The sequence below is a fragment of the Aeromonas sp. 603079 genome, assembly GCF_049172135.1.
In the GTDB taxonomy this organism is placed as follows: Bacteria; Pseudomonadota; Gammaproteobacteria; order Enterobacterales; family Aeromonadaceae; genus Aeromonas; species Aeromonas veronii.
Genome location: NZ_JAAKPX010000011.1, coordinates 69,573 through 83,688, shown reverse-complemented (window position 1 = coordinate 83,688; position 14,116 = coordinate 69,573). Strand labels below are relative to the sequence as shown.

The window sequence follows — 14,116 nt, the reverse complement described above, 5'->3', positions numbered from 1 at the left end:
GATGATGATTATAGATAGAGAACTCAATTGTGTTGTGACGGTTGGTGAGAACAAGATTCACCAGATAAAAACAGGGGGAGCAACGGGAGGGGAGGGCCGGCAAGGGGTAGACAAAAAGAGGCCGACGTGATGGTCGGCCTCCTTGGTGTTTATCTCAACGGAATGTCGGGAGCCCGATCACTCCTCTTCTGCCCAGCGGCGTGAACGTTCCACCGCCTTCTTCCAGCCGTTGTAGCGCTTGGCGCGATCGTCGCGGTCCATCTGCGGGATAAACTCACGGTCCACGCTGAACTTGTCTTCCAGCTCTTCCGAGCTCTTCCAGAAGCCGACGGCGAGGCCAGCCAGGAAGGCAGCGCCCATGGCGGTGGTCTCGATACGGGTCGGACGCACTACCGGGGTGTGCATCATGTCGGCCTGGAACTGCATCAGGAAGTCGTTGGCTACCGCGCCACCGTCGACCTTGAGGGCGGCCAGCTTGATGCCGGAGTCTTGCTGCATCGCATCCAGCACATCGCGGCTCTGATAGGCGATGGATTCCAGCGCGGCACGGATGATGTGGTTGCGGTTGGCGCCACGGGTCAGACCGACCATGGTGCCGCGAGCATACGGATCCCAGTAGGGGGCACCCAGACCGACGAAGGCCGGTACCAGATAGACGCCGTTGGTATCGCCAACCTTGGAAGCGAAGTAGTCAGTATCGCGGGCATCGTGAATGATCTTCAGCTCGTCACGCAGCCACTGGATGGTGGCGCCGCCCATGAATACTGCCCCTTCCAGCGCGTAGTTCACTTCCCCTTTCGGGCCGATGGCGACGGTAGTCAGCAGGCCGTTGCTGGAGCGAACCGGCTCGGTGCCGGTGTTCATCAGCATGAAGCAACCGGTGCCGTAGGTGTTCTTGGCCATCCCTTTTTCAAAGCAGAGCTGGCCAAACAGGGCAGACTGCTGGTCACCGGCAATACCGGCGATGGGGATGCGGGAGCCGCCGCCACGGGTGGTGTAGCCGTACACTTCGGAAGAGGGTTTCACTTCCGGCAACATGGACATGGGGATGCCCAGCTCGTCCAGCATCTTCTCGTCCCACTTCAGCTCGCGGATGTTGTAGAGCATGGTACGGGAGGCGTTGGTCGGGTCGGTGACGTGCACTTCGCCATTGGTCATCTTCCAGACCAGCCAGGTGTCGATGGTGCCGAACAGCAGCTCGCCGTTCATTGCCTTCTCGCGGGCACCTTCCACGTTATCGAGGATCCACTTCACCTTGGTACCGGAGAAGTAGGCATCCAGCACCAGACCGGTGTTCTCGCGAACGTACTCTTCCAGACCGCGTGCTTTCAGCTCCTCGCAGATGGCGGCGGTACGGCGGCACTGCCAGACGATGGCGTTGTAGATGGGCTTGCCGGTGGCCTTTTCCCATACCACTGTGGTTTCACGCTGGTTGGTGATACCGATGGCGGCGATCTCTTCGCTGCGAAGGCCAGTCTTGGCCAGCACTTCGGTAAAGACAGAGGATTGGGTCGCCCAGATCTCCATCGGGTCGTGCTCTACCCAGCCCGCTTTCGGGTAGTGCTGGGTGAATTCGCGCTGGGAGGTACCGACAATATTGGCATCCTGATCAAACACGATGGCGCGGGAAGAGGTGGTTCCCTGGTCCAGAGCGACGACATATTTCTTTTCAGCAGACATGATGTTCTCCACGTTTCTATTTTCCACGTTTTTATACGTTGGAGGGGGCCGCTCTTATGCGGCAGCCTCTTCTTTGGCGGTTTGGGTCGCTTGCTCGGTGGTGACGACACGGTTGCCCGGGACGCAGGGAGCCAGCACTTTGACATACAGAGCGGTACCAATCTGGGCGCCAACGATGGGGCCAAGGATCGGAACCCAGAAGTAGGGGTTGTCACGACCACCGGTCAGGGCAACATCACCCCAGCCAGCAAAGAACGCGAACAGTTTCGGACCAAAGTCACGGGCCGGGTTCATGGCAAAACCGGTTAACGGGCCAAGGGAGGCACCGATCACCGCGATCAGGATACCGATCAGCAGGGCGGCAGCGAAACCCTTGGGGGCGCCGTTGTTGTTGTCACCCAGCGCCATGATGCCCAGCATCAGGACGGCGGTGATCACCAGCTCGACGGTAAAAGCTTGCATGTTGGTCAGCAGGGCATTGGGGTAGGTGGAGAAGATCCCGGCGGTGCCGAGGCTCTCGACACTGCCGCGCACCACGTTATGGGTCACTTCCCATTGGGTGAAAAGGTTACCATAAAGGAAGTAGACAAGGGCGGCGAAGCAGAAGGCACCGGCCATCTGGGCGATGATGTAGGGCACCACCTTACGCTTGTCGAAACCGCAGAAGGTCATCAGCGCCAGGGTGACGGCCGGGTTCAGGTGGGCACCTGAAATACCGCCGGTCACATAGATGGCGATGGCCACGCCCAGACCCCAGGTAATGGAAATTTCCCACTGCCCGAAGTTGGCGCCTGCCAGCACCAGTGCCGCCACACATCCGACACCGAAAAATATCAGCAGGCCGGTTCCGATAAACTCGGCGATGCACTCGCCAAGCAGGGTATTGGGTCTTTGTATGCTCATACTTTTGTTCCTTATATCCACCCGTAGAGGTTTGATGTTCCGTTCTATCTTTTTGTGTCTATCCGTTGCTGCCGAAAACGTTTCCTTGTTGTTTTTGCGTCTTGCGCAAACGTTATGCTCGTTTGTGCTCGTTATCGGTCGTGACAGAAAATAACCCTTCCCAATAATTTCACCATCCCCCCTCCATAGGAAATGTGGACAAGATCCCACTCATTGCTAAGAAAATGTGACGTAAAGCATCTTGATAACAGCTAGTTACCACTTAGGGGGTAGCTTGCAACCCTTGCCACACAAGGGCTGGCGCTTGCTGAGCAGTTTCTCATTTGGAGCTTTTATTTGTAATAAAACTGCAATATTTGAGCATGCATCACAGATTAAATGAGCGCATATGAGCACAATTGGCTCGCTTGCGAATCGGTGGACTCACATGATTCGTTGGAATGGTCAGGGCATCCTCAACCGCCCATAACAACAATAAGGAAGCAGAACATGCTTAGTCTCTTCAGGCCTGCGGCGCACATCGACAGGCTCCCGGCTGACAAGGTCGACCCCTTCTACAAACGCATGCGTTGGCAGGTGTTTTTCGGGATCTTCTTCGGTTACGCCGGCTACTATCTGGTACGGAAAAACTTCAGTCTGGCGATGCCCTATCTGATCGAGCAGGGCTTTTCCCGTGGTGATCTCGGTTTCGCGCTCTCCGGGGTCTCCATTGCCTATGGTCTCTCCAAATTTCTGATGGGGAACGTCTCTGACCGTTCCAACGCCCGTTACTTCCTCTCCGCCGGTCTGCTGCTCTCGGCTGCCATCATGTTCATGATGGGTACCATGCACTGGGCCACCTCCAGCATTGCCATCATGTTCGTGCTGTTGTTCCTGAACGGTTGGGCACAGGGCATGGGCTGGCCGCCCTGCGGTCGCACCATGGTGCATTGGTGGTCACAGAAAGAGCGCGGCGAAGTGGTTGCGGTCTGGAACGTGGCGCACAACGTGGGTGGCGGCATGATTGGCCCGCTGTTTATCCTCGGGATGGGTTGGTTCAACGACTGGCGCAGTGCCTTCTATGTGCCTGCGGCAGCGGCGGCCGCCATCGCAGTGATCGCCTTCTTCGTGATGCGTGATACCCCGCAATCGGTCGGTCTGCCTCCTATCGAGGAGTACAAGAACGACTATCCGAAGGATTACAACGAGAGCCACGAGCAGGAGTTCTCCGCCAAGGAGATCTTCGTCAAGTACGTGCTGCACAACAAACTGCTGTGGTACATCGCGATTGCCAACGCTTTCGTTTACCTCATTCGTTACGGTGTGCTGGACTGGGCGCCAACCTACCTGAAAGAGGCCAAGCACTTCACCGTCGACAACTCCTCCTGGGCTTACTTCCTCTACGAGTGGGCCGGTATTCCGGGCACCCTGCTGTGTGGCTGGATCTCTGACAAGATGTTCCAGGGCCGCCGTGCCCCGGCCGGTATCCTGTTCATGGTGCTGGTGACCCTGGCTGTACTGGTTTACTGGTTCAACCCGGCCGGCAACCCGACCATCGACATGATGGCGCTGGTGGCTATCGGCTTCCTGATCTACGGCCCTGTCATGCTGATTGGCCTCTATGCTCTTGAGCTGGCACCGAAGAAAGCAGCCGGTACTGCGGCAGGTTTCACCGGTCTGTTCGGTTATCTGGGCGGCGCGGTCGCGGCCAACGCCATGCTGGGTTATACCGTTGACCACTTCGGTTGGGATGGCGGCTTCATGGTGCTGACTGTCTCCTGCGTGCTCTCTATCATCCTGCTGGCGATGACCCTCAAGCACGAGAACATTGCCGTTGCGGCCAAGAAAGCGGCTGCCCATAAGGCATAAAACGTGATCCTCAGCTTATTGAGCCCAAAGGGGATCAGGTAAACTGCCAAAAGGCCCCGCATCTGCCGGGGCCTTTTTTTGTCTCATCATCGGAGTGCAAGCGTGAAGCAAACCCAACGACATCTGGAGATCCTGGACGTCCTGACGCGGCAGGGATTTGTCTCGACCGACGATCTGGTGACCCACTTTGACGTCAGCCCCCAGACCATTCGCCGGGATCTGAACGATCTGGCCGAACAGAACAAGATCCGGCGCCATCATGGCGGTGCCTCCCTGCATTCGAGTACCGTCAATACCGCCTACAGCGCCCGTAAAGTGATGCAACTCAAGGAGAAAGAGCGCATCGCCCGCGAGGTAGCGGCCAATATTCCCGACGGCTCATCGCTCTTTATCGACATAGGTACCACCACCGAAGCCATTGCCCGCGCCCTGCTCGATCACCGCGAGCTGCGCATCGTCACCAACAACCTCAACGTGGCCAGCATTCTGACGGCCAAGGATGACTTCACCGTCATCATTGCCGGCGGCGAGATCCGTAACCGCGATGGCGGCATCGTGGGGGAGGCGACCCGCGACTTTATCGGCCAGTTTCGCATGGACTATGGCGTCATCGGGATTTCGGGGATCGACAACGACGGCTCCCTGCTCGATTTCGACTATCACGAGGTGAAGATCGCCCAGGCCATCATCGCCCACTCCCGTCAGGTGTTCCTGGCCGCCGACCACACCAAGTTTGGTCGCAATGCCATGGTCAATCTGGGCAATCTCAGCCAGATCCACGCCCTCTTTACCGATCAGGAGCCACCGGAAAAGCTGGCGCGATTGATGGCGCAACACCAGATCGCCTGCCACATCTGCTGACGGCGAAACACGCCAAGGCTGTGCCGGTCGCCCGTCAGGGCGGCCTCCTTTCTCTTTCTCTCCCCCAGTCCCGCACTCATCTCACCCCTTTATGGGTATTGCCAAAACCACTATTCAATCAGGTTTTTTTGGCTATTAACCCGCCGGTTTTGGCCCGACGCCATTCGGTCACTTGCCGTATCACTTTTGCCACCTCTGGCGGGCTGTGGCGATCACACTTTCGCCATAAAATGTTCGTTTGTTGTATTTTCATGTTCTAAAATGAGCGAAATCAAACATTGCTGTTATAGCAATCATAAAAATGAAAGTAGGTGAACATGAGCGAACATTATGATCTGGTCGTCGTCGGTGGCGGCATCAACGGGGTCGGCATCGCAGCCGATGCGGCAGGACGGGGTCTGAAGGTTGCCCTGTTTGAGGCGCAAGATCTCGCCTCTGCCACCTCGTCCAACTCCAGCAAGCTGATCCACGGCGGTTTGCGCTATCTCGAGCATTACGAATTCCGGCTGGTGAAAGAGGCGTTGGCGGAGCGTGAGGTGCTGCTCGGTATGGCGCCTCACATCGCCCGTCCCATGCGTTTTCGCCTGCCGCACCGCCCGCACCTGCGTCCGGCCTGGATGATCCGCGCCGGTCTGTTCCTCTATGACAATCTGGCCAAGCGCGACAAGCTAAAGGGGAGCTGTGGCGTGCGCTTCCTGCCGCAAGATGGTTTGACCGCAGGGATCAACAAGGGGTTTGAATACTCGGATGCCTGGGTCGACGATGCCCGGCTGGTTGTGCTTAACGCCATGATGGCCCGTGACAAGGGGGCCGACGTGCAGACCCGCACCCGTTGCATCAAGGCGGTGCGCGGATCCAAACACTGGACGCTCACTTTGGAGCGGGAAGGGGGCGAGCAGTTCACCGTCACCTGCCGTGGTCTGGTCAATGCGGCGGGCCCCTGGGTCAAGACCTTCTATGACGAGAGCCTGCACGAGAAATCCCCCCGCGGCATTCGCCTTATTAAAGGCAGCCACATGATAGTGCCGCGCATCCATGAGCGCGAAGAGGCCTATATCCTGCAAAACGAAGACAACCGCATCGTCTTCGTCATCCCTTATCAGCAGGACTACTCCCTCATCGGCACCACGGATGTGGAGCACCACGGCAGTCCGCGGGAAGCGAAGATCAGCGAGGCCGAAATTACCTACCTGTGCAAGGTGGTCAACGCCCACTTCACTCGCCAAATTGCGCTGAAAGATGTGATCTGGACCTATGCCGGGGTGCGCCCGCTCTGTGACGACGAGTCAGACTCGCCGCAGGCGGTGACCCGCGACTACACCCTCGAGCTCTCTGGCGAGTCTGACGGTGCGCCGCTCTTGTCGGTGTTTGGCGGAAAGCTCACCACCTATCGCAAGCTGGCACAGGCCGCCTGCAACAAGCTCAAGCCCTGGTTCAGCCAGATGGGGGATGACTGGACGGCGACCAGCCGTCTGCCCGGCGGCGAGTTTGACTGCTCGGTACGCGAGCTGGCCCGCGCCTTTGCGCTGGAGTTTGACTGGCTCGATGATCGCAGCGCCCTGCGCATTGCCGAGGCCTATGGTGCCCATGCCCGTCTCTGGCTGAAAGAGGATCGCGGCATTCACTTCGGTGGCGGCCTGTACGAGTCGGAAGTGCGTTATCTCATCGAGCGGGAGTGGGCCTGTTCACTGGACGATATCCTCTGGCGCCGCAGCAAGCTGGGGCTGCGCCTGAACGAGTCAGAGCAGCAAATGCTGCAGATCTGGCTCGACCAATACCATCAGGCTCTGCGCAAGGCGAGCTGATGAGTGACGGTGGGCAGTGCGCTGCTGCCCACCGCTTTTCACCGTAAATATGCAACAAACCTCTGATAGAACAATTACCTACACAATAATAAAGAGCATCACATATGAAAAAACTCGCCGTTTCCCTCATCGCCTTGAGCCTTGGGGCATCCCTCTCATTACCCGTGTTGGCTGCCGATGAAGGCAAGGTGGTGATCGCCCACCGTGGCGCTTCCGGCTACCTGCCCGAGCATACCCTGGAGTCCAAGGTGCTGGCTTATGGCATGGAGGCCGACTATCTGGAGCAGGATCTGGTGATGACCAAGGATGATCAGCTGGTGGTGATGCACGATCACTTCCTCGATGGCATCACCGATGTGGCGGCGCGCTTCCCCGGCCGTGCCCGTCCGGACGGCCGTTACTATGTGGTGGATTTCACCCTGGACGAGGTGCGTTCCCTGCGCATGACCGAGCCGTTCCAGCTGGTGGATGGCAAGCAGGTGCCGGTCTATCCGGCCCGCTTCCCGCTCTGGAAGTCAGACTTCAAGATCCATACCTTCCAGGAGGAGATCGAGATGATCCAGGGGCTCAACAAGAGCACCGGCAAGAACATCGGGATCTATCCGGAGATCAAAGCGCCCTGGCTGTTCCGTCACGAAGGTAAGGATATCTCCAAAGCAGTGCTGAAGGTGCTCAAGGAGTACGGCTACACCGGGAAGGATGACAAGGTCTATCTGCAGTGCTTCGATGCCGATGAGCTCAAGCGCATCAACAGCGAGCTGATGCCCGCCATGGGTATGGATCTGAAACTGGTGCAGCTGATGGCCGAGACCGACTGGAACGAGACCATGGTCTACGACGCCAAGGGCAAGGCGACCCCCTACAACTATGACTGGATGTTCAAGCCGGGAGCGATGAAAACCATCGCCAGCTATGCCGAAGGGATTGGCCCGTGGAAACCGATGATCGTCACCGAGCCGGGCACTTTGGGCAAGCCGGTCTTCACCGGCATGGTAAAAGAAGCCCACGCGGCGGGCCTGAAAGTTCACCCCTATACCTTCCGTCAGGATGAGGGGCAGATCCCGGCCTATGCCAAGGACTTCACCGATCTCCTTAACATCTTCCTCTATCAGGCCGATGTGGATGGGGTGTTCAGCGACTTCCCCGACAAGGCGGTGGCCGTCATCAAGGCCCATCAAGAGGCGGCCAAATAGCACTCTGGCGCCATTTGAATGCAAAGCGAGGCTAATTGGCCTCGCTTTTTGTTTCAGGTTCCCGCAACGGGAGTGTGCGCCCTGTCAGAAAATAGCCAGATCACGTCATGGTGTGCCGGATCTGCATCATTTTACGCAGTTTTTACGTAGCAGATCGCTGGCATGAAATCGGCAGAGCGGTTAGTCTAGCGGCGTTGAACCAACCCCATGAGGTACAGATGAAAACCGTATTGCGTTTTAGCCTGCTGGGCGCCTTGTTGCTGGGTGGCCATGCCTTCGCCGCCGAGCCGAAAAAATTTGATATCAGCATGTTCCCAGCCGCTGACGTGAATCAGGAACGTGTGGTGATCCGCCTGCCTGAAGTCGAGAAAGAAGCCGACATGATGGTCGAGCTGCAGGTCGGCAAAAAGATGATGGTTGATTGCAACGTACCGCGTTTTGCAGGCAACCTGGAACAGCACAGCGTTAAAGGCTGGGGCTACAACTATCTGAAACTGGGCAAAGTCTCCGACCCCATCAGCACCCTGATGATGTGCCCGGATAACCAGCAAAAAGAGACCTTCGTCCAGATCTACGGTCAGGGCTTCTTCGTGAACTACAACTCAAAACTGCCGTTCGTGATCTACGTGCCGCAGGAGTATGAAGTGCGCTACCGTCTGTGGCGTGCCGACAACCTGGCCCAACCGGCCATGATTGAGTAAGCATGTTTGAACCAAAGGTTCAGCTGGTTCACCTGATGTGATAAATAAAGCGCCGTATGGCGCTTTATTTTTGCCTGCACAGTCCAGAAAGTGACGTGTAAATTGGCTGCACGTTTACATAAGTTTATTATTTATCAACGTTTTTTGTGTGTTATGCCACAAAATCGGCGTCAGCGATGGGGCAAAGTGACATCGATAAAAGATATTTATTAACATAGTGAGAAAATTGATTTTGCACTCGGCGATGGCCTGATGATACTTGCCCGCAAAGGTCAAACTAACCAGAAAAAAGAGCACTATGAGCTTCGAATCAGACAAGCGTTTCAACGACTTCAAACATTTTCCCCGTGGCCTGCGTCGCAGTGGCGAATTCACTGTGGCCGAAGCGGACAGTCTGGAAAAGTATGGTACCGCCATGCTGGCACTCTACCAGGGCAACCTTGCACCCCGTGACGATGTCGAGTCCGCCTTCGTCGAGCAGGTCAAATCCGGCGAAGCCGGTGCCAACCCCCATGCCAAGGTGTGGTTCAAATACCTCAAGGTGATCGGTCCCAAGCGCGTTCATCGCCTCTGCACTGTCGTTGGCGGCGCCAGCGAAGAGAGCAGCGGTGGCGGCAGCTTTGATGTCGGTGGTGGCAGCGGCGGTGGCAGTGACGAGTCCATCGATTAATGGATACCGAGCTGCTTCGGACCTTTATCGAGGTGAGCAAGACCCGGCACTTTGGCCGGGCTGCTGAAAATCTCTACCTGACCCAGTCGGCGGTGAGTTTCCGGATCCGCCAGCTAGAGCAGCAACTGGGTGTCAGTCTGTTTGCCCGTCATCGCAACAATATCCGTCTGACCGCCTCCGGTGAGCGTCTGCTGCCCTACGCAGACGCCATCTTGCACACCCTTGGTCGTGCCAAGCAGGATGTGGCACTCTCGCCGGGATTCAGCCAGCAGTTGGCCATCGGCGCGCCCGCTGTGTTCTGGGAGCTCGATTTCAACGACTGGCTCAATCACATCTATGCGCTGGCGCCCGGTTTGGCGGTGCGGCTGGAAACAGCCTCCCGCGAGCACCTCTGCCGCCAGTTGCTGGAGCGCTCCCTCGATCTGGCCCTGCTCTCCGAGCCCACCAAGATCGACGAGATTGCCCTGCATCCCATCGGTGAGCTGGTGTTCGAGCTGGTGAGCCGGGATCCGGCCGCCAATGCCGACAACCTGATGCAGATGCCGCACATCCACCTCGACTGGGGCACCAGCTTCGAGCCGCAACCCAGCCGGTTGCAGAGCCTGCAAAAGACCCCGGTGCTGCACTCCAGCTCCGCCAGCATGGCGTTGCAGTTCGTGCTGGCCAACGGTGGTGCTGCCTACCTGCCACGGCGGATGGTCAGCCCCTTCCTCGAGAAGGGGGCGCTCCATCTGGTGGAGGGGGGCCAGCCGCTGAGCCGTCCGCTCTATCTCGCCTATCTGGAGAAATCCGATCGCCGGGAGCTGATCGATCAGTTGCTGACCCTGCCACTGGGTTGGCACGATGCCGAGTTGCGCCTCAACGTCGAATAAGCGTCGAGTGTTATCCAAGGAAGAGCCCACCCCACGGTGGGCTCTTCTGTTTGGGGAAAATTGCAGGGAGCGAGGTCACGTAATTGGCGTGGGAGGCTTGGCGTCATCGGCCTGTAACGGTACCTTTTCAGGCTGTTTATCCGATTGAGCACTGACAGGGATGGATTGTAATTGATCGACTTTAGTCACCCCGAATGGCGGGCGCTGGCGCAGCAGTTGCTGAGCCACTCACCTGTGGTGATCCGTGGCCGCCAGTGGCAACCGCTGGTGGGCCTGCTCAAGGATAATCAGCTGCTGCTCGCCCATGGCAGCCACAGCTATGAGCTCACCCCGGCCGGACGGCGCTATCTCACCCGCGAGCTGATGCTGGCCGAGATCGCCACCGCTCCCCCCGAGCCCGAGGAGTGGTTACATGCTCAGGGCTGGCAATTGGGGGAGCAGGTCAACGAGCGGGTGTTGGCGGCGCTCTATCGCAAGAGCGAGGTGAACTTCACCCCCAACGAGCAGATCGATTTCGAGGACAAGGGGATCCGGCTCTGTGCCGATCAGCTGTTGCGCTTGCGCGCAGCCCAGCCGTTCAGCCTCTTTTTCAGCGGCGGTACCCTGATCGACGCAGCCCCCTGGTTGCAGGCGCTGGGGGAGGTGGCCTTGCCCGAGCGCACCCTGGCGGGTCTTGGCAAGATCCTGTGGGGGGAGGGGAGTATCGAGCGGGTGATCACCACAGACAGCGTCGGCGCCTTTGCCGAGCTGCCTCTTGAACCCGGCACCTTGCTGGTGTGGGCCCCCCCATCGGCTCCTCTTGCCTTGCAGCAGGTGGTGGCCGCCTTGCCCCCCAATGTGCTGTGGAGTCATCTCACCGCCCTCGACCCTGCCGGGGTGGATCGGCTGCAGGCGCTGGCCCAGCGCTTGGGTCGTCCGGCCAGCTGGTGGCTGCCTCGTGATCTGGCCCCCATCCTCAGCGCATATGCCCAGCCTTTGACTGAGGCTCGGCACTGGGAGCCGAGCCGGATTCCCAAGCCATTGTTAGCAGTTTGTAGCGGTTTGGTTGAGTCCAATGGTGGCTTGTCGGCCGAGGTGTGCGCGCTGGCACCAGCGTGGCATGCCGTTGGTTGAAATTGGCCCGAAAGCGAGCCAAAAAGCGGTTTTCCCCCATTGAACGCGGTGATATAAAGAGTTGACGAAGCGCTCGCCAGATGAGCGCTTTTGTTTATCAAGCCGCTTTGCCACCCAACGAACTCAACGGAATACAGGGAATACCATGTTTGAAAAGGTTGTTGCCGCCCCAGCGGATCCGATCCTGGGCCTGACCGAAGCCTTCCGTGCTGACTCTCGCAGCCACAAGATCAATCTGGGCGTAGGGATCTACAAGGACGAGTCCGGTGCCACCCCCATTCTTCACTGCGTCAAGAAAGCCGAGCAGAAGCTGCTGACCGACGAGAAGACCAAGAACTACCTCGGTATTGAAGGCAATATCGAATATGGCCGTATCGTGCAGCAACTGCTGTTCGGGCAGCATTCTGCGCTGGTTGCCAGCGGTCGTGCCAAGACCGCCCAAGCGCCGGGCGGTACCGGTGCCCTGCGTATCGCGGCCGAATTTGTGGTGCGCAACGGTCTGGCCAAGACCATCTGGATCTCCGATCCCACTTGGGCCAACCACGTCAGCGTATTCCAGGCCGCGGGCCTGACCGTCAAGTGGTACAAGTACTACGACGCCGCCACCAAGGGGCTCGACTTTGCCGCCATGCAGGCTTCGCTGGCCGAAGTGCAGCCGGGTGAGCTGGTGCTGCTGCACGGTTGCTGCCACAACCCGACCGGTATCGATCCCACTGCAGAACAGTGGCGCGCGCTGGCCAAACAAAGTGCTGCCGCCGGCTGGTTGCCGCTGTTTGACTTCGCCTATCAGGGTTTTGCCCGTGGTATCGAAGAGGATGCCGAAGGCCTGCGTATCTTCGCCGAATGCCATGACGAGCTGCTGGTGGCGAGCTCTTTCTCCAAGAACTTCGGCCTCTACAACGAGCGGGTCGGTGCCTTCACGCTGGTCAGCGCGACCAAGGAGATCGCCGATGTGGCCTTCACCCAGGTCAAGACAGTGATCCGTGCCAACTACTCCAACCCGCCGTCACATGGCGCCGCTGTGGTCACCGCCGTGGTGAGCGATCCGGCTCTCTATGCCGAGTGGGTCGAAGAAGTGGCCGCCATGCGGGTGCGGATTCGCGAGATGCGTGAGCTGCTGGTCGAGAAGCTGGCTGCCCTCGGTGTGAGCCAGGATTTCAGCTTTATCCGCGAGCAGAACGGCATGTTCTCCTTCTCCGGTCTCACCAAGGATCAGGTGGAGCGCCTCAAGAGCGAATTTGCCATCTACATCGTCGGCTCAGGCCGGATCAGCGTAGCCGGTATTACCCGCGCCAATATAGATCCCCTGTGCGAGGCCATTGCCAAGGTGCTGTAATCGCATTGCCTTGTGCTCTGGCACTATGCGGCACTATGCCATGAAAAAGCCCGTCACCTTGGTGACGGGCTTTTTTGATCGCCAACGGCTGATCGTCAAACGATGGGAAGGGGAGCTCACTGGTGGCGGGCACCTTGCCACAGTTTGCGCAGTTGCAGCAGCAGCGCGGTCAGGGCGCCGCCACTCAGGGCGGTGAGTACCGCCAGCAGCAGGCTGCCGAGCAGGAAGGGGGGCACCAGGGTGGCAGCCTCCTGCTCCAGCCAGTGGAGGGTCCAGCTGAGGTGGAAAGGCTCCGGCGTCTGGTGCAGTACCAGACAACCGGTGCGATAGGCGTAGAGATACATGAACGGCAGGGTCAGCGGATTGTTGAACCAGACCGCCAGCAGCGCCAGTGGCAGGTTGAGGCTGAATGCCAGCGCCAGACCGACTGCGATGAGCGAGTGCATCGGGATTGGGAACCAGCAGGCGAAGATCCCGGCCGCCACCGCGCCACTCAGGGCGCGAGTGCCCCCTTGCCAGAGGGCTGGGGCAAGCAGTCGCTCACCAAACAGGGCAAACCACTTCTGTTGGCGCAGGGTATCGGGATCTAGCTTGAAGCGGGCAAACCAGCGACTCAGCATGGGCGGGCCATCTTGCGTTTTTGCCACTGGCGCACCGTGCTGATCCGCCAGAAGGTGCGGATCAGGGTGTAACCGATAAGAGAACTGAGCAGGGCCAGGATGAGCGAGCCCAGCAACAGCGGCGGTGCCACTGTGCCCAGTACCGAGACCAGCCACTCCCAGGTGAATTCAATCTCTATCTGCTGCGCCGAATGTCCCAGCAGCTGGCAACCTACCAGATAGGCACCATAGAGCAGGGGCGGCATGGTAAAGGGGTTGGAGAGCCAGACCAGCGCCACCGAGAGCGGCAGATTGACCCGGCACAGGATGGCGCCACCGGCGGCCAGCAGCATCTGGCAGGGGAGCGGCACCCAGGCCATGAAGAGGCCCACCGCAAATGCCCCGGCTGCAGAGCGACGGTTGAGGTGCCAGAGGTTGGCATCGAGCAGCAGTTTGCCGAACAGCCGCAGGTGCTTGTGTTCTTTCAGGGTTTGCTGATCGGGCATCCAGCGTTTAATGAGTCGTTTGGGCATAT

General features: G+C 58.7%; 13 protein-coding genes. 9 read left to right on the top strand and 4 right to left on the bottom strand.

What is annotated here, in order from left to right:
- Positions 1–177: 177 nt before the first annotated feature.
- Complete coding sequence (gene glpK / locus G5287_RS10035) at positions 178–1,680, bottom strand: glycerol kinase GlpK (protein ID WP_421231228.1); 1,503 nt, start codon at positions 1,678–1,680, stop codon at positions 178–180.
- A gap of 54 nt (positions 1,681–1,734) precedes the next feature.
- On the bottom strand, positions 1,735–2,583 hold the full coding sequence (locus tag G5287_RS10030) for an MIP/aquaporin family protein (RefSeq protein WP_421231227.1): 849 nt from the start codon (positions 2,581–2,583) through the stop codon (positions 1,735–1,737).
- Between the two features lie 489 nt (positions 2,584–3,072).
- Between G5287_RS10030 and glpT the strand changes: the two genes are divergently transcribed.
- The 9 genes from glpT to G5287_RS09985 all read left to right on the top strand — a co-directional run bounded on the left by glpT (position 3,073) and on the right by G5287_RS09985 (position 12,982).
- The gene (glpT, locus tag G5287_RS10025) at positions 3,073–4,431 is read left to right on the top strand and encodes a glycerol-3-phosphate transporter (RefSeq protein WP_005337540.1); all 1,359 of its coding nucleotides are present in this window, start codon (positions 3,073–3,075) and stop codon (positions 4,429–4,431) included.
- A gap of 102 nt (positions 4,432–4,533) precedes the next feature.
- Complete coding sequence (locus G5287_RS10020) at positions 4,534–5,292, top strand: DeoR/GlpR family transcriptional regulator (RefSeq protein WP_005337538.1); 759 nt, start codon at positions 4,534–4,536, stop codon at positions 5,290–5,292.
- A gap of 317 nt (positions 5,293–5,609) precedes the next feature.
- A complete protein-coding gene (glpD, locus tag G5287_RS10015) occupies positions 5,610–7,097 on the top strand; it encodes a glycerol-3-phosphate dehydrogenase (protein WP_421231226.1) in 1,488 nt (495 codons plus the stop codon).
- Between the two features lie 104 nt (positions 7,098–7,201).
- A complete protein-coding gene (glpQ, locus tag G5287_RS10010; RefSeq protein WP_227342415.1) occupies positions 7,202–8,290 on the top strand; it encodes a glycerophosphodiester phosphodiesterase in 1,089 nt (362 codons plus the stop codon).
- A 218-nt stretch (positions 8,291–8,508) separates the two neighbouring features.
- Positions 8,509–8,991: a serine protease inhibitor ecotin gene (eco, locus tag G5287_RS10005; RefSeq protein ID WP_005337529.1), complete on the top strand. Its 483-nt coding sequence runs from the start codon at positions 8,509–8,511 to the stop codon at positions 8,989–8,991.
- A 298-nt stretch (positions 8,992–9,289) separates the two neighbouring features.
- On the top strand, positions 9,290–9,661 hold the full coding sequence (locus tag G5287_RS10000; RefSeq protein WP_005350885.1) for a DUF413 domain-containing protein: 372 nt from the start codon (positions 9,290–9,292) through the stop codon (positions 9,659–9,661).
- Positions 9,661–10,533: an HTH-type transcriptional regulator HdfR gene (hdfR, locus tag G5287_RS09995; protein WP_005337525.1), complete on the top strand. Its 873-nt coding sequence runs from the start codon at positions 9,661–9,663 to the stop codon at positions 10,531–10,533. The genes G5287_RS10000 and hdfR overlap by 1 nt, the downstream gene beginning before the upstream one ends.
- A 171-nt stretch (positions 10,534–10,704) precedes the next feature.
- Positions 10,705–11,646, top strand: a complete 942-nt coding sequence (locus G5287_RS09990; RefSeq protein WP_227342417.1) for a hypothetical protein — start codon at positions 10,705–10,707, stop codon at positions 11,644–11,646.
- Positions 11,647–11,791: 145 nt separating this feature from the next.
- Positions 11,792–12,982: an amino acid aminotransferase gene (locus G5287_RS09985; protein ID WP_216978471.1), complete on the top strand. Its 1,191-nt coding sequence runs from the start codon at positions 11,792–11,794 to the stop codon at positions 12,980–12,982.
- 116 nt (positions 12,983–13,098) lie between these two features.
- Here the strand turns inward: G5287_RS09985 and G5287_RS09980 are convergent, their stop codons facing one another.
- The gene (locus G5287_RS09980) at positions 13,099–13,602 is read right to left on the bottom strand and encodes a DUF2062 domain-containing protein (RefSeq protein ID WP_005359699.1); all 504 of its coding nucleotides are present in this window, start codon (positions 13,600–13,602) and stop codon (positions 13,099–13,101) included.
- Complete coding sequence (locus tag G5287_RS09975; RefSeq protein ID WP_005350890.1) at positions 13,596–14,114, bottom strand: DUF2062 domain-containing protein; 519 nt, start codon at positions 14,112–14,114, stop codon at positions 13,596–13,598. Before G5287_RS09975 ends, G5287_RS09980 begins: the two co-directional genes overlap by 7 nt.
- Positions 14,115–14,116: the final 2 nt, after the last annotated feature.